Genomic DNA, 22,332 nt, shown 5'->3' with positions numbered 1-22,332 from the left:
TCCTATATCCGGCGGGTGCGGTCACTTGGTGTTGGTGTCGACGAACGGCGGCTTGACCACCTTCGCGCGCAGCTTGCGCCCACGCACGTCGACCTCGACCTCGTCGCCCGGTTCCAGCTTCGCCTCGGTGTCGAGCAGCGCCAGCGCGATGCCGACCTTGAGCGTGGGCGAGAAGGTGCCCGAGGTGGTCTCCCCGACCGGCGCGCCGTCGCGCAGCACGGTCTGGCCCTGCCGCAGCACGCCGCGGTCGATGGCCTCGAGGCCCATCAGCAGGCGGCGCGGTCCGTCGGCCTTCTCCTGTTCGAGCGCGGCCTTGCCCCAGAACGCCGGCTTCTTCCAGCCGACGGCCCAGCCGGTGCGGGCCTGGTTGGGGGTGATGTCGACGGAGAGCTCGTGGCCGTGCAGCGGATAGCCCATCTCGGTGCGCAGGGTGTCGCGGGCGCCGAGCCCGGCGGGCTGGCCACCGGCCGCCTCGACCTGCGCGGCCAGCGCGCGGAACACCGCTTCGGCGTCGTCCCACGTCGGCAGCAGCTCGTAGCCGTGCTCGCCGGTGTAGCCGGTGCGGCACACCCGCACCGGGCGGCCCTGCCATTCGGCGTCGGCGTAGGCCATGTACTCCATGTCGGTGGGCAGGCCGAGCGCGGCGAGCACCTCGGTCGACTCGGGTCCCTGCACGGCGAAGACCGCGTAGTCGCGGTGCTCGTCGGTGACGGTGATCCCCTCCGGGGCCACCTTCCGCAGTTCCGCGACGACCGCGGCGGTGTTGGCCGCGTTGGGCACCAGGAAGATCTCGTCGTCGGCGACGTAGTAGGCGATCAGGTCGTCGATCACCCCGCCCTCGGGGGTGCAGCACAGCGTGTACTGGGCCTTGCCCGGCCGGATGCGGCCCAGGTCGTTGGTCAGCGCCGAGTTCACGAACTCCGCCGCGCCCGCCCCGCGCACGGTCGCCTTGCCCAGGTGGCTCACGTCGAACAGCCCGACCGTGGTCCTGGTCGCGGTGTGCTCGCCCACGGTCCCCGCGTAGGAGACCGGCATCGCCCACCCCCCGAACGGCGCGAAGGTGGCGCCGAGTTCGACGTGGACATCGTGGATCGGGCCCTGCAACAGGTGGGAGTCGGTCATCGCCCGAGCTTATCGCCGACACGGCGCGGATCGGGTCCGAGGTACGCACGCCCGCCCGGCCGCTTCGCCCCGCGCGGGCGTGCTCGGCGGGCAGATACTGCCTGTCCCAGCGTGATTCGGTGTCGTCACGATGCGACAGGCCGCGCCGCCACCGATGGGAGACGCGGTAGGGTCGGTGCCGTGAGTGAGTTGCCCGGCCGCAGGTTCCAGAATGTCGCCCGGATCGACGCCGCGACGAGCCGGGCGGTGTCGCGGATTCCGGCGTCGCGCGTCGACACGGGGATGCTGCGGCTGACCAGGTCGGCCAACACCGGCGGGCTGTGGCTGGCCACCGCCGCGGTGCTCGCGCTCGAACCCGGCCCGCCGCGGCGCGCCGCGCTGCGCGGGGTGATCGCGCTGGCCGGGTCGAGTTTCCTGGTGAATCTGGTGCTCAAGACACTGATCCCGCGCCGGCGCCCGCCCGCCGAACTCATGCCGCTGGGCCGGCGCCTGATCGAAGCGCCCGCGTCCTCGTCGTTCCCGTCCGGGCACAGCGCCAATGCCGCCGCCTTCGCCACGGCCGTCGCGCTGGAGAGCCCGCGCACCGCGCTGGCCGTCGCGCCGGTGGCCGCCGCCGTCGCCTACTCGCGCATCCACACCGGCGCGCACTGGCCCTCCGATGTGCTGGTGGGGGCCGCCGTCGGCACCGGCGTCGCGCTGACCACCCGTCGCTGGTGGCCGATCCGCGAATCCGACGAGGCCGACGCGCACGTCGTCCACGACGCACCGGTACTGGCCGACGGCGCGGGCCTGCTGCTGCTGATCAACCCCCGCTCGGGCGATTCCGCCTACGACCCCACCGCCGACATCGCCGCCGCCCTGCCGCGCGCCACCCTCCTGCAGACCGAGCCGGGCCGCGACGCCGCCGAGCAGCTCCAGGAGGCCGTCGACCCGTCGATCGTCGCCGTCGGCGCGGCGGGCGGTGACGGCACCATCGCCGCCGCCGCGGCCGTCGCCGTGCGCAACAAGCTGCCTCTGGTGGTCGTCCCCGCGGGCACCCTCAACCACTTCGCCCGCGACCTGGGCGTCTACGACCTGCGCGAGGTGGTCGACGCCACCGGCACCGGCGAGGCGGTCGAAGTCGACATCGCCGCCGTCGAATTCGAGACCCCCGAGGGCACCCGCACCCACCACCTGATCAACACCGCCAGCATCGGCGCCTACCCCGAACTGGTGCGCCTGCGCGAGAAGTGGGAGGACCGCTGGGGCAAGTGGCCTGCCTTCGCCGCGGCCCTGATCACCACCCTGCACCGGTCCGAACCGATCCGGATCCGCATCGACGACCGCTGGCACGACCTGTGGTTCCTGTTCATCGGCAACGGCCCCTACCACCCGCACGGCGCCGTCCCCGCCTTCCGCTCGCGCCTGGACGAAGGGCTGCTCGACGTGCGCTGGCTGCGCGCCGACGTGCGCTTCTCCCGGACCCGCGCGGTCATCTCCCTGATGCTGGCCGCCATCGGCCACAGCCGCGTCTACGGCGAACGCCAGATGCACGAACTCACCGTCGCCACCCATTCCCCGCAGGCCGTCGCCGCCGACGGCGAAGTCGTCGGCACCTCCTCCACCCTGCGCTTCACCATCGCCGGCCGCGTCCCCGTCTACCGCCGCAACGAGGACAACCCCCGCTGGGAGAACCGCGCCCGCCCCCACCACCGCCGCCCCCTCGCCTGGCTCACCGACCGCCGTCGGCGGGGTGGGCAGTAGCGTGTCACCCCGTGCCAGACCCAGGTTCGCCGAGGAACGCGTCGACCGATGGGCGACATTCCGGCACGAGCGGGCTGTGCTGGCGGTGGTACACAACGCCACCGCGTCGACACGCCTGTTCGACACGCTCCCGGTCCTCGCCTCCGATCCCCGTATCCGGATCGTCTTCGCCCGCACCGGCTCCTCGGCTTTTGACCGCGGCACGTCCGAATTCCTGGAAAGCCGGGGCGTCACCGAAATAAGCTGGGACGAAGCCACTCGCTACTCGTTCGATCTCGCCTTGTCCGCCAGCTACGGCGGTGAACTGCAAGAAATCGACGCTCCCCTTTTCGTGGTACCCCATGGAATGGGATACAATAAGTTTTTGAACAAACAAACAAACAAACAAACAAACAAACAAACAAACAAACAAACAAACAAACAGTGCAGTGTTCGGATTGTCGGCCGAGTGGCTGACGCACGACGGCACCGTCATACCGACCGCGATCGTCCTGTCCCACACCGAACAGCGTGATCGCCTGGCCGCCGCACTGCCCTCCGCGCTCTCCCGGGTTCTCGTCGCCGGCGACATCTGTTTCGACCAGCTCTCCGCGGGTCTCCCGCTGCGTGCGAGCTACCGCCGCGCGTACGGCCTTCCTGCCACCCGGAAACTGATCGTCGTCTCGTCGACGTGGGGAGAACCCGGCCTCCTGGGACAGCATCCGGATTTGCCGCTCCGCCTCGCCGAGGCCCTCCCTTCGGATGAATTCAGCATTGCTGTCGCGCCTCATCCGAATATTCTCGCCGAGCATTCCGAATGGCAATTCCGTGAATATCTCGCGGCAGCCACCAGGGCGGGCGCCCATATCATCGACGATATCGACGGCTGGAAATCGGCGATAGTCGCCGCGGATCTCGTCGTCGGCGACCACGGTTCTGTCGCGTTCTATGCTTCCGCACTCGGTATCGCGCCGCTGCTGGCGGTGGCGGCCGAGCACACCGTCGACCCGGCGTCACCGATCAGCGCATTCCTCTCCGCCGCACCACGTCTCGATCCGGACGGCGATATCGCGGCCCAGGTCGCCGACGCTATCTCCGGCAATTACGCCGCGCGCTACGCCGGCGTCACCGACCTGACCACGTCGTACCCGATGGCCGGCGCGGCGATCCTGCGGACCGCGATGTACACGGCGATGGATCTCCCCGAGCCGACCGGTTCGCCCGAGATTCCCACCGCACCACTGCCTCGCACGCCGATCCCCAGGGTCGATTCCCATCTGGTACTGGTGAATTCGCCGCGGATCGGCACCGCGACCGTGACGCGCTATCCGGCCGAGCGGCTCCGTTCGGGCCGCGGTCTGCCGCGTGGCGCACACTTGGCGGTCGGGGTGCGCGAACCGGTGCACCGCTGGTTGCGATTGGCCGACATCATGATCGGCCCGCCGGGCGCGGACACCGGCGCCTGGATCACCGATACGCTGCGGGCCCTGCCCGGCTGCCGTCTCGCCACCGCACCGCATCGACCCGGCGAATGGCTGCTCGGCACGGAGACTGCCGTGCTGACCGTCCACGGGTCCGATGAGGCGTGCCGCCTGTTCGCCTCCGCCGCCCAGCACCATCTCGTCCGTGGCACCGCCCTGCTCGACCTCGCCGGCGAATGGGCTATCGACTGTGGCGGACTCGCGCACCGCGTGTCGGCGCAGGAGTGATCACAGTCCCCACCGCTCGATCTTCGCCTGGGCGTTCGCCGCGTCGGCCGTGAGTCCGGCCTGCTCGAAATGGCCGACCGCCGCCAGCAGGAAGTCACGCGCACCGGCGGAGTCGCCGAGCGCATGGGCGACCTCGCCCGAGGCTTCGGCGATCTTCCCGAGATCGAATGATCGCTGCCGCGCTCGCATCGCCGCATACGCCCGCGCCAGCTCGGCCGCGGCCCGCTGATGATCACCGAGGAGTGTGAGCTTGCGGCCGCGCCAGTACTTGATCTTGGCGAGATTGTCCGCCTCGTCCGACGGCAGCGCGCGAAACCCGGCCTCCACGGTATCGAGCAGCGCCAGGGCTGTCTGGGACGACTCGACCTTGGCGAGATGGAAGTCGGCGATCAGAATCCGGCGGTCGTCACCGAGTTCCCGGGCGACCCGCACGTTCTCCCGCAGGAGTTCCAGCGCCTCATAGGTTCTGCCCTGGTCGAGCCGAACCAGCCCGAGTCCTTCGATCGCACTGGCTTTCACGTCGGCCCGTACCGCTGCCGCGATCGCCGCTTCGAATTCCGCTGCCGCCGAATCGAGTTCGCCTGCCCACATCTTCCCGAAGCCGTACTGCAGATGCAGCAGGGCGAGAATGTCGGGCTGCGCTGCTCGTGTGGCGGCCGCCAGGCCCCACTCGTGCAGGAGCTCCAGATCGCCGAGAATCTTCTCCTGCTCGTGGAACGCCCACAGCATCACCGCCCACCGCTGCGGGTGGTGGGCGTCGCCTACGCTGTCGAGCCATTCCGCGGCGGCGAGGATCGCGGTGCGTTCCTCCCACAACCACGCGCGGGCCTCCTCGGCGCCCGCGAACAGAGTCGTATCCGGCGCCAATTCGCCGAGCAGCAGCCGGCGCCACGGACGTCCGGGCGCAATCAGTGCATCAGCGGCCGCGATACGCGCACCGTAGAATTCGACCAGCCGCCGTTCGTCGGCGTCGCGCTCGGACATGGTGCGGTCGTCCACCTCCTCGGCGTGCCTTCGTACCAGTTCCCGTACCCGATAGCCGCGCGCGTCCACCCGCGAGATGAGCCACATGTCGGCCAGATCGATCAGCAGTTCAGCCGCCACACCCGGCGACAGACCGAGTACCGCCGCCATGGCGTCCGCGCTGACCCGACCGCCGTGCGCACGGAGACCGAGGGCCCGATAGCATCGCTGGGACTGCGCGGACAGCAGGCCGTACGCGGCACCGTACACGCGCTCGAGCGGCAGCGTGGTCCGCCGCCGCACCGGGTCGCGGAGCCGTTCCAGGGTTTCGGCCACCGGCAGCGGGGCTCGACCGTTCGCACTCCGGGAGACCATGTTCGCGACGATCCGGATGGCATGCGGCACATTCCCGCACTGCCCGATGAGCGCATCGAACCCGGCCGTCTCCGCCTGCCGCCTGCCGCTGCCGATCAGCTCTTCGAGCAGCTGCCGCGACGCGGCATCGTCCAGCTGATCGACCACGAACGCCCGCGTTCCGGGGGCATCGAGAGGCATCGCGGGCCGGGCTTCGGTGACGATGACCAACGACGACCCGGCCGCCGGCAACAAGGCCCTGACCTGAGCTTCCGTGGCGGCACCGTCGAGGAAGATCACCCTCGCTCCGCGTTCGGTCAGGGTGCAGTACAGGGCACGCCGATCGCCGTGTCCGGCCGGAATGTCCGCAGCGGGATGACGCAATCTCCGCAGGGCCAGCCCGATCACGTCCTCGGGATGATCGGCCTGATCGATGCCGCCGAGTTCGAGGAACAGCACGCCGTCGGGGTAGTAGGCCCGCAACGCGTGCGCGAGTTCGATACCCACCGCGGTCTTCCCGATACCGGGCTCCCCCGTCAACACGACCACACGGTTTCCGGGACCGCTCGTCAAGATGTATTCCGTGAGCTCGTCCATCAGCACGACATGGTTGACGAACGGCCGAACCCGTTCCGGTAGTGCGGAATCCGATTGCATCACCCAACCCCCATCGACGACTCCGCATAGTACAGTGCGGACAACGACCCGGCACCGTGTCGAGGAGTCTGGACAGTTCGATGAGAGTACGCCCGATCCTCACCGCCCTCGGTATCGCCGCGGCGGTGGTTCTGCTGATCCTGGCGGTCTACCGGCTGCCGCTGGTGCTCGCGCCGGAGGGGTTGCACGAGCTGGCGGCCAAGGAGCGGCTGGACGCGGCGGCGGCGCAGCGCAATCAGTTCGCCACGCTGCTCGGGACGCTCGTGGCGCTGGCCGGGTTGGGCTATACGGCACGCAAGTTCCTGCTGGATCGGGCGAAACAGGATGTCGACCGGTTCAGTGCGGTGGTGGGGCATCTGGCCGCCGAGGATCCGGTGACCCGTTCGGGCGGGGTCTTCGCCTTGCAGCGGCTCATGGAGGACGCGCCGCGGGAGCGGGAACGTGGGCTGCGGCTGCTGGCGCGGCTGCTCCAGCGTCGCACGGCCGGTGGCGAATTCGCGAGTGGCCCCGGTGATCTCGTCGACGCGGTGACGGTGCTGCGCAGTCAGCTCCTCGGCCGGGGTGCCCCGATCGAACTCGATCTCACCGGTGCCCGGCTGCCCGGCGCGGACCTGCGCGGTGTGCGGCTGCGCGGTGCCCGTCTGGCGCGGACGGATCTGTCCGCCGCCGACCTGCGCGGTGCCGACCTGCGCGAGGCCGACCTGTCCGAGGCCACCCTGACTGGGGCCGATCTGCGCGAGGCCGATCTGCGCGGGGCCATCCTGCGCCGCACCCGGCTCGACACCGCGCGGTTGTCCGGTGCCGATCTCACCGGCGCCGACCTCACGGGCACGGTCCTCACCGGCACCGATCTCACGAGCGCCCAGCTGCACGGCCTGGACACCACCACCGCCCTCGGACTGCCCACCGGCGACGCGCTCCCGGCGCCGACGGCCCCCAACCCCTGAGCCGCCCGGTACACCTCACGAACCCGTCTCACCTGCGTCACCATTGATCACAACCACACCGACCGGCCCGGGCTCCGGGCACATCATGGACGGATGAGGGCTCCCGATGGTGGACGTTCGATCAGCGCGGCCGAGGCCGACCAGCGGTGGGACGCGTGGACGCCCAGCGTGGTGGCGGCGCGGCTGAGCGGCTGTACCGCGCCGTGGGCGGTGGCGGGTGGCTGGGCGCTGGATCTGTTCGCCGGGTCGATCTCGCGGGCGCACGCCGATATCGAGATCACGGTTCCCCGCGCGGAGTTCCCGCAGGTCGCCGCGGCCTTTCCCGAGTACGAGTGGGATGTCGTCGGCGACGGCCGCGTCTGGCCCTACGCCAGGGCCGCCGACCACCCGGACCTGCACCAGACCTGGTTGCGCGACCCCTACACCGGCACCTACCACCTCGATGTCTTCCGCGAACCCCACGACGGCGGCACGTGGATCTGCCGCCGCCATCCCGCCATCACCCTGCCCTACACCGACCTCGTGCACACCACCCCGACCGGCATCCCGTACGTGATCCCCGAGGCCGTCCTGCTCTTCAAGGCGAAAGCCGCGCGCCCCAAGGACGACGCCGACTTCGACCGCATCCTCCCCCTGCTCCCCGACCCCCACCGCGCCCGCCTGACATCCTGGCTCACCACCGCGCACCCGGCCCACCCCTGGCTCACCCGCACCGCCGCCTGAACCCAGCGGACCCGTCAGCTCGCCAACCTGCACCAGTCGTGCCGATAGTCCGCCCAATCCTGTTCCGTGGCGGCGAAATCCACGTACAGCGCGACACCGAACGCACCGCGGCCGACCTCCGCGCGGGTCAGACCCAGCCGGATACCCCGCACCGCCGCGGCCACCGTCTCGGCCGAACCGTGATGACCGGGGTCGTCGGCCCAGAACGCAGGCGCACCCATCAGCAGATCGACCTCGGCGGGTGTCACCTCGGCGGCCAGCGCGGTCTGCTGGGCGACATACCCGCTGTAGAGCGCTCGGGTGGGCATGGCCGTGTCGTAGGACATCACCGCCACCTGGTCGACACGACGGGCGACATCGGCGAAATAGGCCTGGCTCCACCATTTTCCGTGGTCGGCCACGGCCAAGCCGACCGAATGCAGGCCCGGCAGCGGGTCGATCACCGGCGCCGAGACCGACAGCGGTACCCGGGCGGCGGCGGTCACCGCGCGGGTCGCGTCGAGCAGGGCGAGGAAACCCGGTGAGCCGGAACGCACCGGTTCGAGGTCGTAGTGCACACCGTCGAAGCCGTACTCCAGCACACGGCGGGCCGAGGCGACGACGCGCTCGCGCGAGGCCGCCGATTCCACATCGAGCCCGTCGAATTCGGGCTGCACGACATCACCGAGCCAGGACTGCACCCGGATGCCGGGCAGTGTGGCGTGCACGGCCTCGACGAACCACCGGGCCCGCGGCGCCAGCTCGTCGCGCAGGCTCCCGTCGTGCTCCAGCGGCCCGGTGTGGACATACAGATCCCGGATGCCGGTGCCCGCCAGCAACTTCGCCAGCGCGGCGACATCGGCCTCGGATTTGCGGCCGTCCACCCATGCGTGCCCGAGCCAGACCGCGTCGCGCCCCCGGGTGCGCGCCTGCTCGGACTGCTCACCGATATTGTGCGCGAGCAGCGCGCCCAATACGCCCACGACCGGCGCGAACACGACCGCGACCACGATGCCGAGCACCACCGCCACGCGCATCCGCCACGACCACCGACGCCATCTCTCCCGCATGATTCCTCCCCCGTGACAACGAACCACCCAGTTTACCGACAGGTACCGATCCGCAGATTTCCGGCAAATCGACCACCCGTGAAACACTGTGCCCCGCTGTACAACTGAACGGAGCACCATGAAACTCGCTGTCACCCTCGCCGCTGCCGCCGCCGCGGCCTTCGCCTTCGCGATCGCGGCCCCGGCCGTGGCCACCGCGCAGCCCTCGAACTGCCACAGCTCGTACACCCCCTGCCTGCCGATCGTCAGCGATGTCGACTGCGAGGGCGGCAGCGGCAACGGCCCCGTCTACACCGGCCCGGTCCGGGTCATCGGCCCCGACGAGTACGGCCTGGACCGCGACGGCGACGGATACGGCTGCGAGTAGGGCATGAAGAAGGGGCGTGCGAGCAATCGCACGCCCCTTCTCCGTTGTCCGTCAGCGGTTCTCGGGACCACCCTGCCCCGGGTCACCCGGCTTGCCCAGATCCGGACCCGACTCCGGCCCGCCGTAACCCTGGCCGCCACCGCCGGGCCCGCCGTAGCCTTGGCCACCGCCCGGAGCACCGTACCCGGGGCCGCCATATCCCTGGCCGCCCTCGGCCGGGCCGCCGTAACCCGGCGCACCGTATCCGGGACCGCCCGCGGCGCCGGGGTACCCCGGCTGACCACCGAATCCGCCCTCGGGACCGCCGTACTGCTGCGGATACCCCGGCTCCGGCGTGGCCGCCGCGCCCGCCACCGGCCCACCGGTGACCACGCGGTAGGCGTAGGTCGAGGCGATGATCGTCAGCGGGATCGTCACCAGCAGGCCCAGACCACACGGGATCGCGCCCAGCACATTGATGCCGAACAGGGCCAGCGCCAGCAACAGCAGCGGGCCCGCGTTGCCCGAGATCGCCGAGAAACTGGATTTGATCGCGGTGACCGCGTCCTGATCCCGGTCGATCACGAATTGCATGGTCCACCAGGTGAAGAACGCGACGACGATACCCGGCAGAATGCACAGCAGCAGACCGATACCGGTCGCCAGACCGACCAGCAGACCGGCCAGAATGATCACACCGACTTTGCTGAACTGGAAGAAATCACCGAATGCCGGTTTACGCCCGTCGGTTTCGTGCAGGGCTCCGCGCACCAGCGCCGCCGAGATCAGGTAGCCGACGATCGTGGTCACGACGGTGCCGATCAGCTGCCAGATCCCGAACCCGATGACGACGGCGCCGTCACTGTCGGTATCGGTGTTGCCGACGCCGAACACGAAATTCAGCGCCACCTGGATCAAGACGGCGACCAGCACGATGGCCACCCACACCACCGCGTTGTCCTTGAATTTGTTCCACCCGTATCCGATCGCGTCGCCGACGCCGAGTTTCGGCCCGGCCGGTGGATAGCCGGGTTGCTGCTGGCCATACGTCATTCGAATCGCACCCCTCATCGACTGGACGGCCGCGGCCGCCTATTTATGAGCAGACACCGCCGATCATGGCATATGGATATGAGTGGGCGCGGCGAGTCAGTTCCCGGCGTTTTCCCGCTTGGGCAGTTTCCAGCCCGGGCGCGGGAAGTGGCAGGTGTATCCGTCGGGGTAGCGCCGCAGGTAGTCCTGGTGTTCGGGCTCGGCGTCCCAGAAGGTGCTGGCCGGGGTCACCTCGGTGACGACCTTGCCCGGCCACAGCCCCGACGCGTCGACATCGGCGATGGTGTCCAGGGCGATCCGGCGCTGGTCCTCGTCGAGATAGAAGATGGCCGATCGATAACTCGAACCGATGTCGTTGCCCTGCCGGTCCCGGGTGGTGGGGTCGTGGATCTGGAAGAGGAACTCGAGCAGCGCCCGGTAATCGGTGACGGCCGGGTCGTAGACGATCTCGACCGCTTCCGCGTGCCCGGGATGGTTGCGGTAGGTGGGGTGATCATTGCGTCCACCGGTATAGCCGACCCGGGTCGTGAGCACGCCCGGTTGCCTGCGGATCAGCTCCTGCATTCCCCAGAAACAACCACCGGCCAGAATCGCCATACGGGTTTCGGTCACGTCTCCTCCTCGGTGAGAGCGGCGCGGTCGGCGGACTTCGGCCACAACCGTCTCCTGGAGAACTCCCGATGACCCCCGGAAAATTCCCGGCAGTAAGGTTGCCGCCCGAGCGTTACCTCGCGCGTGTCCACGCGTACCCGGTGTCACCGAGGAAAAGGAGGAAAACGGCGCCATGCCACGGTTCGGCATCATCCGGAGTTCGGCGATCGGCCTACTGGCGGCAGTATCGATCGGGACGGGGGTCGCGCACGCGCATCCCGGCCACGACGACTCGGCCGCGCAGAAATCGGCCTGCGCGCTACCCGGCCAGCCCCGCCAGGACGACCTCCAGGCCCGCGCACCCAGCCCGACCGCCGTCGGCCAGATCGACGCGGTGCTGATCACCTCGGACTCGCGGCGTCCGGTCCCCGGCGGCAAGGTGGTGCTCACCGGCTTCGACTCCTGCGGCGACACCATCCACCGGCGGCTGACCACCGGGTCCGACGGGCAGGTCAGCTTCCGTGCCCTGCAACCCGGCCGCTACCAGGTCACCGCCTATGCCAGCGAGGTGGCGGTCCGGTCGATCTCCTCGGCCGAGATCGACCTCACCGTGTCGACCCGCAAGACCCTGCAGTTCACCGCGGGCACCGAGGATTTCATCCCAGCGACCGTGGATTGAGCGCGCGGTTTCGGGGCCGGGCGTGCTCCGGCCCCGAAACCGTTGACTCCCAGCGGGACCCGAACCGCCGTGATACAAATCACCCAGAAGTGGAAGGGTGGTTTCCGCATGGAGCTGACAGCCGGACAACGGGCCGCACTGGGCACGATCTGCGACACGTTCCTCCCCGGTGACGGCCTCGGGCTCCCCGCCGCGACCGAGCTCGGCGTCGTCGACACCATCGTCGAGATCCTGCGCCGCAACCCCCGCGAAGCCGACCGCAAGCAGCTCGCCCTGCTGCTGAGCCTGTGGGACTCCCCGCTCACCGGCCTGCTCACCGGCAGCGGGCCGCGCCGGTTCTCCTCGCTGTCGCAGGAGCGGCGCGAGGCCGCCCTGCTGCGCCTCGGCGATTCCCGGCTGGCCCCGGCGCGCGCGATCTTCCGGGCGCTCGAGCAGGCCGCGCTGCTGGCCTACAACATCACCCCGGGTCCGACCGGCGAGAATCCGCTCTGGAAGCAGATCGGCTATCCGCCGCCGCCGGGCCGGCTGCCGAACGCCGCCGCTCCCGCGCTCAGCCCGCGGCGGTTCACCGCGCCGACCACCCTGGACTGCGATGTCGTCGTGGTCGGGTCCGGCGCCGGAGGTGGTGCCGCGGCGGCGGTGCTGGCCGAGGCGGGTCTGGACGTGGTGGTCCTGGAACGCGGCGGCTACTACGACGACCGCGACTTCGGTGACGGCGAGCTCGCCGCCCTGACCAGTCTCTACGCGCCCGGCCCACCCTCGACGGCGGAGGGGCAGCTCACGCTGGTGGCTGGCAGCTGCCTGGGCGGGGGCACCGTCGTCAACTGGACCACCTCGCTGCCGACGCCGGAGCGGGTGCGCGCGGAATGGGCCGACGCGGGCGTCCCGCAGTTCGCCACCGACGAGTTCGGTGACGCGCTCACCGCGGTGCGGCGGCGTCTCGGTGTCACCGAGCGCAAGTCGCCGCTCTCGGCGCGCGACGGGGTGCTCGAACGCGGCGCCCGGGCGCTGGGCTGGGATGTCGGCACCCTGCCGCGCAATGTCGGCGACGCCTGCGATGCCGGGATCGAGTGCGGCCGTTGTGGTTACGGCTGCCGGGTGGGTGCCAAGCAGTCGACGGTCAAGACCTGGCTGGCCGACGCGGCGGCACACGGCGCCCGGCTGGTGGTCGACGCCGAGGTCCGCGCGATCAGCGTCACCGCGGGCAAGGCCGACGCGGTGACCGCGCGCACCGGCGCGGGTGTCGAGCTCACCGTGCGGGCCCGCGCGGTGGTCGTCGCCGCGGGCGCGATCCAGACCCCGGCGCTGCTGCGCCGCTCCGGGCTGCGCAACGAGAACATCGGACGGCATCTTCGACTGCATCCGGCGGCGGCGGTGTTCGGTGTGTTCGAGGAGGAGATCCGGCCGTGGGAGGGGGCGCTGCAGGGGCGGATCAGCAGGCAGCACGCCGACCTCGACGGCCACGGATACGGCGTCATCTACGAGACCGGTCCGATGCATCCCGGCCTGGCCACCGGCTTCATGAACTGGCGCGGCGCCGAGCGGCATCGCGCGGCCCTGCTGGACTTCGCCCGCACCGATTCCATCGGGGTGATCACCCGTGATCGCGATTCCGGCAGCGTCACCGTCGGCCGCGACGGCGAACCGGTGGTGAGATACCGCCTCTCGCGCTACGACGCCGCCCACCTGCACACCGGCATCGTCGGCGCGGCCTCGATCCTGGAAGCCGCGGGCGCGCGCCGGATCTCCTCGGGCCACCAGGCGGGCGTCTCGTTCGAACCCGGGGCGCGCGGTTCGCTCGCGGAGTTCGGCGCCGCGTGCGAACGGGCCGGATACGGGCCGGGCCGCTGCGCGATGGGCGCCCTGCACATCATGGGGTCGGCGCGGATGGGCGGCAGCGCGGCCCTGTCGGCCACCGACCCCGACGGCGCCACCTGGGAGGTGCCCAACATCGTGGTGGCCGACGGCTCCAGCTTCCCCACCGCACCGGGTGTGAACCCGATGGTCACCATCGAGGCGATCGGCTACATGAACGCCCACCGGCTGGCGGCACGGCTGCGCTGACGGGGTGACCGGCTAGGCTGCCGGAGTCACGTGCACGGAAACAGGGAGGGGAGCCCGGTGACCGCAGTGGAGGACACCTTCGCCGGCTATCGCATCGAGGGCACGCTCGGGCAGGGCGGGATGGGCACGGTCTACCGGGCCCGGCATCCGCGACTGCCGCGCACCGTCGCGCTGAAACTGCTGAACCGGGCGGTCTCCGACGACGCGGAACTGCGCCGCCGCTTCGAGCAGGAGGCCGATATCGTCGCGGGCCTGGACCATCCGGGCATCGTCGGCGTCTACGACCGCGGCACCCACGACGGGCACCTGTGGATCTCCATGCGCTTCGTCGAGGGCGCCGACGCGACCCGGCTCGACCCGCGAACCCCGCCCGAGCAGGTGCTGCGCTACGTGTCCGAGACCGCCGAGGCGCTGGACTACGCGCACCGGCACGGGGTCCTGCACCGCGACGTGAAACCGGCCAACATTCTCATCACCGCCGCCGAGGGCGCCGAATCACGGGCCCTGCTCACCGATTTCGGGATCGCCCGCCTGGTCGAGGCCGACACCAAGCTCACCGCCACCGGCACCTTCACCGCCACCCTGGCCTACGCCTCCCCCGAACAGCTCTCCGGCGAGGTGGTCGACGCGCGCGGTGACCAGTACTCGCTGGCCTGCACCCTGTACATGCTGCTGGCCGGGCAGCCCCCGTTCCCGGCCACCAATCCGGCCCAGGTGATCGCCGGTCACCTCTCCCAGCCGGTGCCGCCGCTGAGCGGAGTGCGCCCCGGCCTGCCCGCGGCACTGGACGTGGTGCTCGCGCGGGCGATGGCCAAACGCCGTGAAGACCGCTTCGCCGACTGCCGCGAGTTCGTCACCGCAGCACGGGAAGCGCTGCTGCACAACACGTTCCCCGCATCGACACCGGGCCACACACCGGCCGCGGGCTACGCGGCACCGGCCGGACACACCTCCGCCGACGGACATGCGATGCCGCACGGCTACGCCCAGCAACCGGGCCTCACCCCGTCCGGCGGACACATGATGCCGCCGGGCTACGCCCAGCAGCCCGGCCACACGCCGCCCGGCGGCCAGGTGCCGGCGCCGGGCTACGCACAGCACGCTCCTGGCGGTGGTCATGCGCCGCGGCCGGTCGCTGGGTACGCCGCACCACCCGGGTACCCCGCCCGACCCGGCTACGCACCGGTCCCGAAAGTGCCCGGCGGCGATGCCAAGACGGCCGCCGTACTCTCCCTCGTGATCGCCGTGGCCAGCGGCTACGTCGGCCTCGCGATGGTGGGGCATCTGATGACCATGCAACCGAGCGACACCGGCTACCGCGGCCACAACGCGATGACCTACACCGAGGATCTGTGGTTCACGATCGGCGCGGTGGTCCTGCTGGTGCCACCCGCGATCATGTCCTTCGTGGGTGCGGTCGCGCTGTTCATGCGCCGCGGAGCGGGCCGGACCTTCGCACTGCTCGGTGCGACCCTCGTCCTGTTGTTCGCGTTCGTCATGGCGGGCATGAGCCTGGTCGACGGGGACTCCAGCTGGATCATCGCCGGGCTCTGCGTCGCGATCCTGCCCGCCTGCACCATCCTGGCCGCCCGCTCCAAGGGCACCGAGCGCTGGCTCGACCAGCCGCGCTACTGACCGCCGCTCAGTGCACGGCCGCGCGCACCCGGTGCTGCGCCAGATGACTCAGCACGGCCTGATTGGCCTCCCACCCGTCCGGGAACTTCACCGGCACCCCCAGGTGCACCGGCTCGGCCGAGGGGTGCGCGTCGAGCAGTTCGGGAATTCCCGCGCGCCCCACCACGATGCACGCGTGCCGGTGCCGGGAGGCCAGCACGCACAACCGCCCGGCCTCCAGATGGAAGGCGCTCGCGTCGCGCCGTCCGGACAGTGGGTGCAGCACGAGGGTGACGTCGTACTCGCGGCCTTGCAGCCGGTTGGCGGTGTCGACGGTGACCGGCTCGGCCGCGGTCCCACGCAGGGCCGCGCGCACGGCGTCGGCCTGGTCGCGATGCGCGGTGCCCACCGCCACCCGCTCGACGGTGACCGGCCTGCTGCCCGCCTCGGAATGCGCGGTGGCGCCGCGTTCGATCAGCCGGGCGGCGATATCGGCGATGGCCTGCACCGCCTCGCGGTCGGTGCGCAGCGTGTGCCGGGCCGGGAGTTCGTACCAGCCCCAGCCGGTGGCCGCCGCCTCCTCGAGCACCGCGTCGATCGGGCCGCCGAGCCCGCGCGTGCCGAACTCCATGCGGCGATCGCCCAATCCGGTGCCGGACTCGAATTCGGTGAAGGGGTAGAACGCCTTCGACACCACCGGCGCGGCGGTGGCGGGCAGGCGCCAGGAGACCGGCAGCCGGTGGGTGGGGATGTTGTCGTTGTTGGCCAGCATCACGCTCACCGCGCTCATGGTCGGGTCCCAGGTCAGGCCCGCCCAGCGCGCGGTCTCGACGGTGGCGAACGGGTCGAGCTGGCCGGGATCGCCCACGAACAGCCCGCGATCGAAGCGATTCGCGATGCGCAGCAGCATGTCCGACCGCATCTGATACGCCTCGTCGATGATGGCGTGCGACCAGCTGCCCTCGGTGACGGTGGCCCACTTGGCCGCGGTGCCGATCACGATGACACGGTCGGCCAGATCGCCGGGTTTGGTGGCGACGCGGACATTGCCGTGCTGGTCCACCCGATCGCTCACGACGTAGGCCGCGCTCGACAACCGGCCGATGCGCAGGGCCGGGTCGGCGGCGGCGAGCCGGTCGATGAGGTCGTCGACCTGTTCGTTGGTCTGCGCCACGATCATCCGCTGCTCGTCGTCCTCGGCGAGCTGCCGGGCCGCGCGCACCACCAGCGTGGACTTGCCCGCCCCGGGCGGGGAGTCGACCACCAGCGCGCGGTGGCTCGGGTCGCGCAGATCGGTGAGGATGTCGGCCACGGCCTGGTCCGGGCTGGTCACAGCGGGTCCTCCCCGTCGTCGGTGGCGTCGGGCGCGTATTCCGGCGGCGGGCCGCCGTGGGTCCACGGGGTGTCCTCGCGCGCGGGCAGATTCAGCTGGCCGGTGAACGGCGTCGGCGTGAAACGCGCGAAGCCGAGTTCGTCCTCGGTGTCGGGCACACTGCCCGGCTCGGGGACGAGCTTGCGGCCCATGCCGCCGGAGAGTTCGAGAACCAGGGTGTCACCGTCGATCTCGACGACCACCCCCGACTGCTTCGGCCGTTCCACACAGGTCAGCTCCTCGCCGAGCACCGCCGCGAACGGATCGGATGTGCGGATGTGGATGTGCGGGCGCAGTTTCGGGCGGGCACCGGAGCGGTCGAGCCGTTCGGGTTCGCTGTGCACCACGGTGCCGCGGAAGGCGGCGCCGGAGACGCGGTGTTCGAGCATGAGCAGCGGGTCGTCGAAGGCGCACTGGGCTTGCAGAGCCTCCAGCGCGCGTTCGCGTTGCAGCAGTTTGCGTACCGCCCGCACCGCCGGGTCGCGCCGCGACTGCGGTGTGCCCTCGGCCAGTTCGGCGGCGAAATAGGAGAAGGCGCCGCGGTCGTCGGTCCAGCGCGTGTCCACGCTGGCGCCCTCGGGCAGGGCGCGCAACAGTTCGATCCCGCGCCACATGAGCCGCCAGGTGGGTTCGAGCTGACCGCGCAGCGACCGTTCCAGCCGTTCGGCCGCCACCGAGCGGGCCGTGTCTTCGGCCGCGGCGTTGTAGGCGGCGATCAGCGGGGCCAGTTCCTCGTTGTCGAAGCCGGGATCGGTGGCCGGACCGGCGGGCGGCGAGCGCAGGGGGTCCTCGGCCAGGGCGGCGGCTTCGGCGCCGGTGAGCCCGCGCGGCGGGTCGATCCAGCCCAGCAGCGCGGCGAGATTGCCGTCCTCGAGCGCGGATTGGCCCGAGGCCCAGTGCGCGGCGAGCACCGAGGTCAGCGCGGGCAGTACCGCCGAGCCGGGGTGCTCGGCGCGGTCACCGAACCAGGTGAGCCAGCGGCCCAGCAGCGGCACGGCGGGCGGGACCGGGTTGTCGCCGTCGGTGCGGTGGAAACGCACCGACCGGCCCAGCAGTTTCAGGAAGTTCTGGCCGCCGGGATTGGGTGTCCACAGCTGCGGGGCGTCCAGGGCGCGGGTGTAGGTCTCCCCCGCCTTGCTGGTCAGTTCCTCGACATCGCTCAGGAACGAGGCCAGGTATGGCAGCACCATGTCGGCGAGCTGCTCGATGAAGCGCAGGCGCAGCACCCGGTCGCGGGGCTGCGGCACGATGAGCACGTTCTGGTCGCCGGGCGCGGTGCCGATCATGATCGCCAGCGGCGCGGCGGCCTCCCCGGCCAGCCGCAGCGGAACGGCGACCAGCGGCCGCTCGGCCAGGTGCACGTGGCGCACCGCGGCGGTCGGTTGCGCGCGGCCCGAGCGCACGGCCTCGGCCTTGGCCAGCGCCGACAGCACGCTCATCCGGCGATCTCCAGCCGCAACCGGTGCGCGGTGCGCAGCAGGGCGGTGATGTCGGCGTGTTCGGGCCCCGGTTCCAGGGTGCCGTCGGCCAGGCCGAGCACGGTGTGCAGATTGTCGATGCCGCCCACCTCGTCGCACACCCCGCGCCCGAGCGCGTCCAGCGAACCGCAGGCGCGCGCCTCGTCGCGGCAGGCGAAGGCCAGTTCGCAGCTGGACATGCACTCGGGCGCGTAGCGCGCGGGAATCGCCGCGACGGTCTTCTCCAGGCCGTCGCCGGGCGCGAAGGTGGCCTCCGGCGGCAACAGCTCGAGCAGCTCGGGAATCGCGGTGAGCCGGGCGAGCTGGCGGCCCACCACGGCCAGCTGCTTGCGCAGGTCGACCAGCTCGGCCGTCGGCCGGTTGCTGAAGTCCTTGGCGCACACCAGGATCACATTGTGCGACACCAGCTCCGGTGACTGTCCGATCGCGCTCATCAGCTCGCGCAGCGCGATCACGTACACCGCCGACTGCCGCGCGGCCGCGGCGACCTGCGCCGGATCGGCCTGCCCGTCGATCACCGGGAACGCCTTGATCTCGACCACGTGGAACTTGCCGTCGAGCTGCACGGCCACCACATCGGGTTCGAGATAGGCGGTGGCACCGGCGATGTCCAGACGCAGCATCGGGTGATCGAACAGGGTGCCGTCACCGGCCTCGATCGTGCTCTTCAGCAACTGCTTGGTGCGCTGATAGCGCACGGCGTTGCCGGTGTTCTCGCCGACCGAGTTCAGGTCGTGGTAGGCGACCTCGGGCACCGTGAGGCCGAGCTTGTCGCGCAGCAGGGCCAGCAGCTCGGCGCAGCCGTTGGCCTTGACCATCGACTCGAAGGCGTTGCCGCGGGTGATCGCGAACTGCGACTGACCGAATTGCGGTGGGAACCCCAGGGACTGGGCGATCGCGGTCTTGTCCACCGCGGCCGCGTCGAGCAGGGCGCGGCGCGCGCATCCCGGATTGGCCGTCAAGGCGGCGATGGTGCGGGCATTGTGCCTGGTCGCGGGCGCCGCGCCGCGCAACTGGTCCAACTGTGCTGCGAGAGTGCTCATTTCACCTCGATCCGTCGCCGATCGGCTACCCCGAGCCGAACACCGAATAGTTGCGCGGCCGGATCAGCGAGCTGATCGGCCGCCCGGTGCGCGGCGGCTCGCCGCTGCCGCGCGTCCTCGTCCTCGTGCACCGCCAGCTCCCGTCGTGCCGCCGCGATCACCGTCGCCGGGTCGAGCGCGTCCGGCGCGCCACGCACGCCCGGGATCGAGACGGCGAGCCGCCACAGTACGCGCCTGCCCGCCGATTCCGCGGCAGGCTGCGCCGCGAGGTGTTCGGCCAGCCGGATCGCCGAGACCAGCAGGGCCACCCGGGGACTCAGTGGTCCGACCATCCGCCGTTCCAGCGGCCAGGAGCTCACCGCCATCAGCCCGCGCGCGGGCGCCAGCAGATCGGTGGTGAGCGCGGCGCACAGATAGTACGGCCGCGCGTACGGCGCCGAGCGGAAGGAGCGTTCCTCGTCGCGGCGCAGGCTGGTGAGCCGCGCGGGCAGCAGCTCCCCGGAGAAGAACGCGTCGTGGGTGGCCAGCACCAGTTTCGGCGCGGACGGCACCGACAGCAGCGTCAGCGCGCGGTGCACGTGCTCGCGCACCGGCACCCCGGGCGCCTCGACCTGCTCCGGTTCCTCCGGCATCGAGCCGAGAACCACGGCGTCCCAGTCGGTTTCGGCCTGACGCAACCGCGCCCGCAGCTGTCGCGCCGCGACCCGGTCACCGGACGCGGCCGCCCGGCGCACCTCGGCCCGCAATCCGCTGATGCGCGCCTCCAGCTCCTCGGCCGAGTCCGTCACGCGACGGAGCGTATCCACAGCTACCAGTATTGTCCAGTGAATCCCAGTATTTTTCGTCGCGCGGAGGCGAAGTGTGCGACCGGGGCGGGTCACCGAATAACCTGGGGCGATGACCGCTGCTGCAGATCGTTCACTCGGACCGGAACTGGCACGTATCGAGACCATCACTCCGGATACCGATGTACTGGTGATCGGATTGACCTCCTCGGAGAACGGGCCCGCCGTCGTCCCGGCCGACCTGTTCGGCGACGTGCTCACCGCCGAGGTGCGCGCGGAGCTGCTCGACGCGCTCGGCGCGGTCGGGGCCAAGGGCAAGCCCGAGGAACTCACCCGGGTGCCCGCGCCCGCGGCGCTGGGCAATGTCACCAGCGTGCTCGCCGTCGGTCTCGGCGCGGCCGAGAAGATCGACGCCGAGCAGGTCCGCCGCAGCGCCGGCGTGGCGGGCCGTGCGCTGGCAGGCACCGAACTGGTCGCCAGCACGCTGTCGGGGATCGACCTCGGCGCCGCCGCCGAGGGTTTCTACCTGGGCGCCTACACCTTCAGCGCGTTCAAGTCGGCCAAGAGCGCGCCCAAGCCCGACGAGCAGCCGGTGCTGCGCGTCGAACTGCTCGTGCCCGAACCGGAATTCGGCGTGCTGGAGCTGCTGCGCGCCCAGCTGGTGGCCGAGGCCGTCGCCACCGCCCGTGATTTCGTCAACACGCCGCCGAGCGCGCTGTATCCGGCCGAGTTCGCCGAGCGGGCCCGCGTGCTCGCCGAGGCCGCGGGGCTCGAGGTCGAGGTGCTCGACGAGACCGCGCTGGCCGCAGGCGGTTACGGCGGCATCATCGGCGTCGGCCAGGGCTCCGCGCGCCCGCCGCGGCTGGTGCGCATCCACTACGCGGGCGGTCCGAAGAAGATCGCGCTGGTGGGCAAGGGCATCACCTTCGACACCGGCGGCATCTCGATCAAGCCCGCCGCCAACATGGAGAACATGACCTCCGACATGGCCGGTGCCGCGGCGGTCATCGCGACCGTGCTGCTGGCCGCGCGGCTGGGCCTGCCGGTCACCGTCACCGCGACGGTGCCGATGGCCGAGAACATGCCCTCGGCCACCGCGCAGCGCCCCGGCGATGTGCTCACCCAGTACGGCGGCACCACCGTCGAGGTCATCAACACCGACGCCGAGGGCAGGCTCATCCTGGCCGACGCGATCGTGCGCGCCGCCGAGGACGAGCCCGACTACCTGATCGACGTGGCCACCCTCACCGGCGCCCAGATGGTCGCCCTGGGCACCCGCACCCCCGGCGTGCTGGGCACCGAGGAGTTCCGCGACCGCGTCGCGGCGACCTCGCGCGCCGTCGGCGAGAACGGCTGGGCCATGCCGATGCCCGCCGAACTGCGCGCCGACATCAACTCCAAGGTCGCCGACCTGGCCAATGTCGCGCCGCACCGCTGGGGCGGCATGCTCTCGGCGGCGCTGTTCCTCAAGGAGTTCGTGCCCGAGGGTGTGCAGTGGGCACACCTGGATGTGGCCGGTCCGGCCTACAACACCGGCGGCCCGTTCGGCTACATCGGCAAGGGCGGCACCGGGGTGCCGGTGCGCACGCTGATCACCGTGATCGAGCAGATCGGCGCGGAGTAGTCACTCGTCGCGTTCTTCGCGGGCCCGCCGCTGTTCGATGCGGCGGCGGGCGTCGTAGTCGCGCATCCGTTGCGGATACCCGGTGCGGTTCACGTCGTAGACCGGGATCCGCAGCACCCCGGCCAGCCGCCGCGCGCCGCGCTCGCCGACGATGCGGCGGGTCCATTCCCCGTCCGCCGCGACCAACACCGCTGTGACATCGGTCACAGTGGTTTTCGGTTCGACGAACGCCTCGACACCGCGCCGAGCACGCGCCCACCGCTCGAGCGCGTCGAGTTCCGAGGCGTACCCACGGGCGACGTTCCTGCTCGTGCGGCGCCCGCCGCGGAAACGATCCAGCAAACCCATCGGTAGCGACCTCCGCCGTCTCGGCGGAATTCTGCTCACCGCCGTACATTCCATGGTGCCAGCTCTGCCCGTATCGCCGCCCAGCGCTT

20 protein-coding genes are annotated in these 22,332 nt (G+C 71.0%); 10 read left to right on the top strand and 10 right to left on the bottom strand.

What is annotated here, in order from left to right:
- Positions 1 to 21: 21 nt before the first annotated feature.
- Entirely contained in the window at positions 22 to 1,122 is a 1,101-nt protein-coding gene (gene gcvT, locus ACFC06_RS27060; RefSeq protein WP_375937586.1) for a glycine cleavage system aminomethyltransferase GcvT, read from the bottom strand.
- 180 nt (positions 1,123 to 1,302) lie between these two features.
- Here gcvT and ACFC06_RS27055 point away from each other — a divergent pair, with 180 nt between their 5' ends.
- The 3 genes from ACFC06_RS27055 (at position 1,303) to ACFC06_RS27045 (ending at position 4,553) form a co-directional block, all read left to right on the top strand.
- Positions 1,303 to 2,865, top strand: coding sequence for a bifunctional phosphatase PAP2/diacylglycerol kinase family protein (locus ACFC06_RS27055; RefSeq protein ID WP_375937583.1), 1,563 nt, complete (start codon positions 1,303 to 1,305; stop codon positions 2,863 to 2,865).
- Between the two features lie 76 nt (positions 2,866 to 2,941).
- Positions 2,942 to 3,379 carry a hypothetical protein gene (locus tag ACFC06_RS27050; RefSeq protein WP_375937580.1) on the top strand — a complete coding sequence of 146 codons (438 nt, stop codon included), beginning with the start codon at positions 2,942 to 2,944 and terminating at the stop codon, positions 3,377 to 3,379.
- Positions 3,294 to 4,553 (top strand): hypothetical protein, encoded by a 1,260-nt coding sequence (locus ACFC06_RS27045; protein WP_375937577.1) that lies wholly within the window; start codon positions 3,294 to 3,296, stop codon positions 4,551 to 4,553. The genes ACFC06_RS27050 and ACFC06_RS27045 overlap by 86 nt, the downstream gene beginning before the upstream one ends.
- On the opposite strand, the gene ACFC06_RS27040 is transcribed toward ACFC06_RS27045, so the two are convergent.
- Positions 4,554 to 6,467: a hypothetical protein gene (locus tag ACFC06_RS27040; protein ID WP_375937574.1), complete on the bottom strand. Its 1,914-nt coding sequence runs from the start codon at positions 6,465 to 6,467 to the stop codon at positions 4,554 to 4,556.
- Between the two features lie 140 nt (positions 6,468 to 6,607).
- Between ACFC06_RS27040 and ACFC06_RS27035 the strand changes: the two genes are divergently transcribed.
- Together ACFC06_RS27035 and ACFC06_RS27030 are read left to right on the top strand one after the other, a co-directional pair.
- The gene (locus ACFC06_RS27035; RefSeq protein ID WP_375937572.1) at positions 6,608 to 7,474 is read left to right on the top strand and encodes a pentapeptide repeat-containing protein; all 867 of its coding nucleotides are present in this window, start codon (positions 6,608 to 6,610) and stop codon (positions 7,472 to 7,474) included.
- A gap of 93 nt (positions 7,475 to 7,567) precedes the next feature.
- A complete protein-coding gene (locus tag ACFC06_RS27030) occupies positions 7,568 to 8,197 on the top strand; it encodes a nucleotidyltransferase domain-containing protein (protein WP_375937569.1) in 630 nt (209 codons plus the stop codon).
- 14 nt (positions 8,198 to 8,211) lie between these two features.
- Here ACFC06_RS27030 and ACFC06_RS27025 read toward each other — a convergent pair whose 3' ends face one another.
- Entirely contained in the window at positions 8,212 to 9,246 is a 1,035-nt protein-coding gene (locus tag ACFC06_RS27025) for a hypothetical protein (protein ID WP_375937566.1), read from the bottom strand.
- 118 nt (positions 9,247 to 9,364) lie between these two features.
- Here ACFC06_RS27025 and ACFC06_RS27020 point away from each other — a divergent pair, with 118 nt between their 5' ends.
- Positions 9,365 to 9,613: a hypothetical protein gene (locus ACFC06_RS27020; RefSeq protein WP_375937564.1), complete on the top strand. Its 249-nt coding sequence runs from the start codon at positions 9,365 to 9,367 to the stop codon at positions 9,611 to 9,613.
- 51 nt (positions 9,614 to 9,664) lie between these two features.
- Here ACFC06_RS27020 and ACFC06_RS27015 read toward each other — a convergent pair whose 3' ends face one another.
- Together ACFC06_RS27015 and msrA are read right to left on the bottom strand one after the other, a co-directional pair.
- A complete protein-coding gene (locus ACFC06_RS27015; RefSeq protein WP_375937562.1) occupies positions 9,665 to 10,645 on the bottom strand; it encodes a hypothetical protein in 981 nt (326 codons plus the stop codon).
- Between the two features lie 96 nt (positions 10,646 to 10,741).
- A complete protein-coding gene (gene msrA / locus ACFC06_RS27010; protein ID WP_375937930.1) occupies positions 10,742 to 11,242 on the bottom strand; it encodes a peptide-methionine (S)-S-oxide reductase MsrA in 501 nt (166 codons plus the stop codon).
- 187 nt (positions 11,243 to 11,429) lie between these two features.
- On the opposite strand from msrA, the gene ACFC06_RS27005 reads away from it, so the two are divergent.
- The 3 genes from ACFC06_RS27005 (at position 11,430) to ACFC06_RS26995 (ending at position 15,614) form a co-directional block, all read left to right on the top strand.
- Positions 11,430 to 11,915 carry a carboxypeptidase-like regulatory domain-containing protein gene (locus ACFC06_RS27005; protein WP_375937559.1) on the top strand — a complete coding sequence of 162 codons (486 nt, stop codon included), beginning with the start codon at positions 11,430 to 11,432 and terminating at the stop codon, positions 11,913 to 11,915.
- A 108-nt stretch (positions 11,916 to 12,023) separates the two neighbouring features.
- Positions 12,024 to 13,979, top strand: a complete 1,956-nt coding sequence (locus tag ACFC06_RS27000) for a GMC family oxidoreductase N-terminal domain-containing protein (RefSeq protein ID WP_375937556.1) — start codon at positions 12,024 to 12,026, stop codon at positions 13,977 to 13,979.
- Positions 13,980 to 14,036: 57 nt separating this feature from the next.
- Entirely contained in the window at positions 14,037 to 15,614 is a 1,578-nt protein-coding gene (locus tag ACFC06_RS26995) for a protein kinase (protein ID WP_375937553.1), read from the top strand.
- A 7-nt stretch (positions 15,615 to 15,621) separates the two neighbouring features.
- Here the strand turns inward: ACFC06_RS26995 and ACFC06_RS26990 are convergent, their stop codons facing one another.
- From ACFC06_RS26990 to ACFC06_RS26975, 4 genes are read right to left on the bottom strand one after another with little or no spacing between them, the layout of a single operon-like run.
- On the bottom strand, positions 15,622 to 16,926 hold the full coding sequence (locus tag ACFC06_RS26990; protein ID WP_375937550.1) for an AAA domain-containing protein: 1,305 nt from the start codon (positions 16,924 to 16,926) through the stop codon (positions 15,622 to 15,624).
- On the bottom strand, positions 16,923 to 18,404 hold the full coding sequence (locus ACFC06_RS26985) for a hypothetical protein (RefSeq protein WP_375937547.1): 1,482 nt from the start codon (positions 18,402 to 18,404) through the stop codon (positions 16,923 to 16,925). Before ACFC06_RS26985 ends, ACFC06_RS26990 begins: the two co-directional genes overlap by 4 nt.
- A complete protein-coding gene (locus tag ACFC06_RS26980; RefSeq protein WP_375937544.1) occupies positions 18,401 to 19,486 on the bottom strand; it encodes a hypothetical protein in 1,086 nt (361 codons plus the stop codon). Before ACFC06_RS26980 ends, ACFC06_RS26985 begins: the two co-directional genes overlap by 4 nt.
- A complete protein-coding gene (locus ACFC06_RS26975) occupies positions 19,483 to 20,274 on the bottom strand; it encodes a hypothetical protein (RefSeq protein WP_375937541.1) in 792 nt (263 codons plus the stop codon). Before ACFC06_RS26975 ends, ACFC06_RS26980 begins: the two co-directional genes overlap by 4 nt.
- Before the next feature lie 109 nt (positions 20,275 to 20,383).
- Here ACFC06_RS26975 and ACFC06_RS26970 point away from each other — a divergent pair, with 109 nt between their 5' ends.
- Entirely contained in the window at positions 20,384 to 21,895 is a 1,512-nt protein-coding gene (locus ACFC06_RS26970; protein WP_375937538.1) for a leucyl aminopeptidase, read from the top strand.
- On the opposite strand, the gene ACFC06_RS26965 is transcribed toward ACFC06_RS26970, so the two are convergent.
- Positions 21,896 to 22,243 carry an oxidoreductase gene (locus tag ACFC06_RS26965; protein ID WP_375937535.1) on the bottom strand — a complete coding sequence of 116 codons (348 nt, stop codon included), beginning with the start codon at positions 22,241 to 22,243 and terminating at the stop codon, positions 21,896 to 21,898.
- Positions 22,244 to 22,332: the final 89 nt, after the last annotated feature.

Source organism: Nocardia sp. NPDC056064 (genome assembly GCF_042266925.1).
Classification (GTDB): Bacteria; Actinomycetota; Actinomycetes; order Mycobacteriales; family Mycobacteriaceae; genus Nocardia.
The sequence above is the reverse complement of the archived record's forward strand: the minus strand, read 5'-3'. Positions and strand labels throughout refer to the sequence as shown.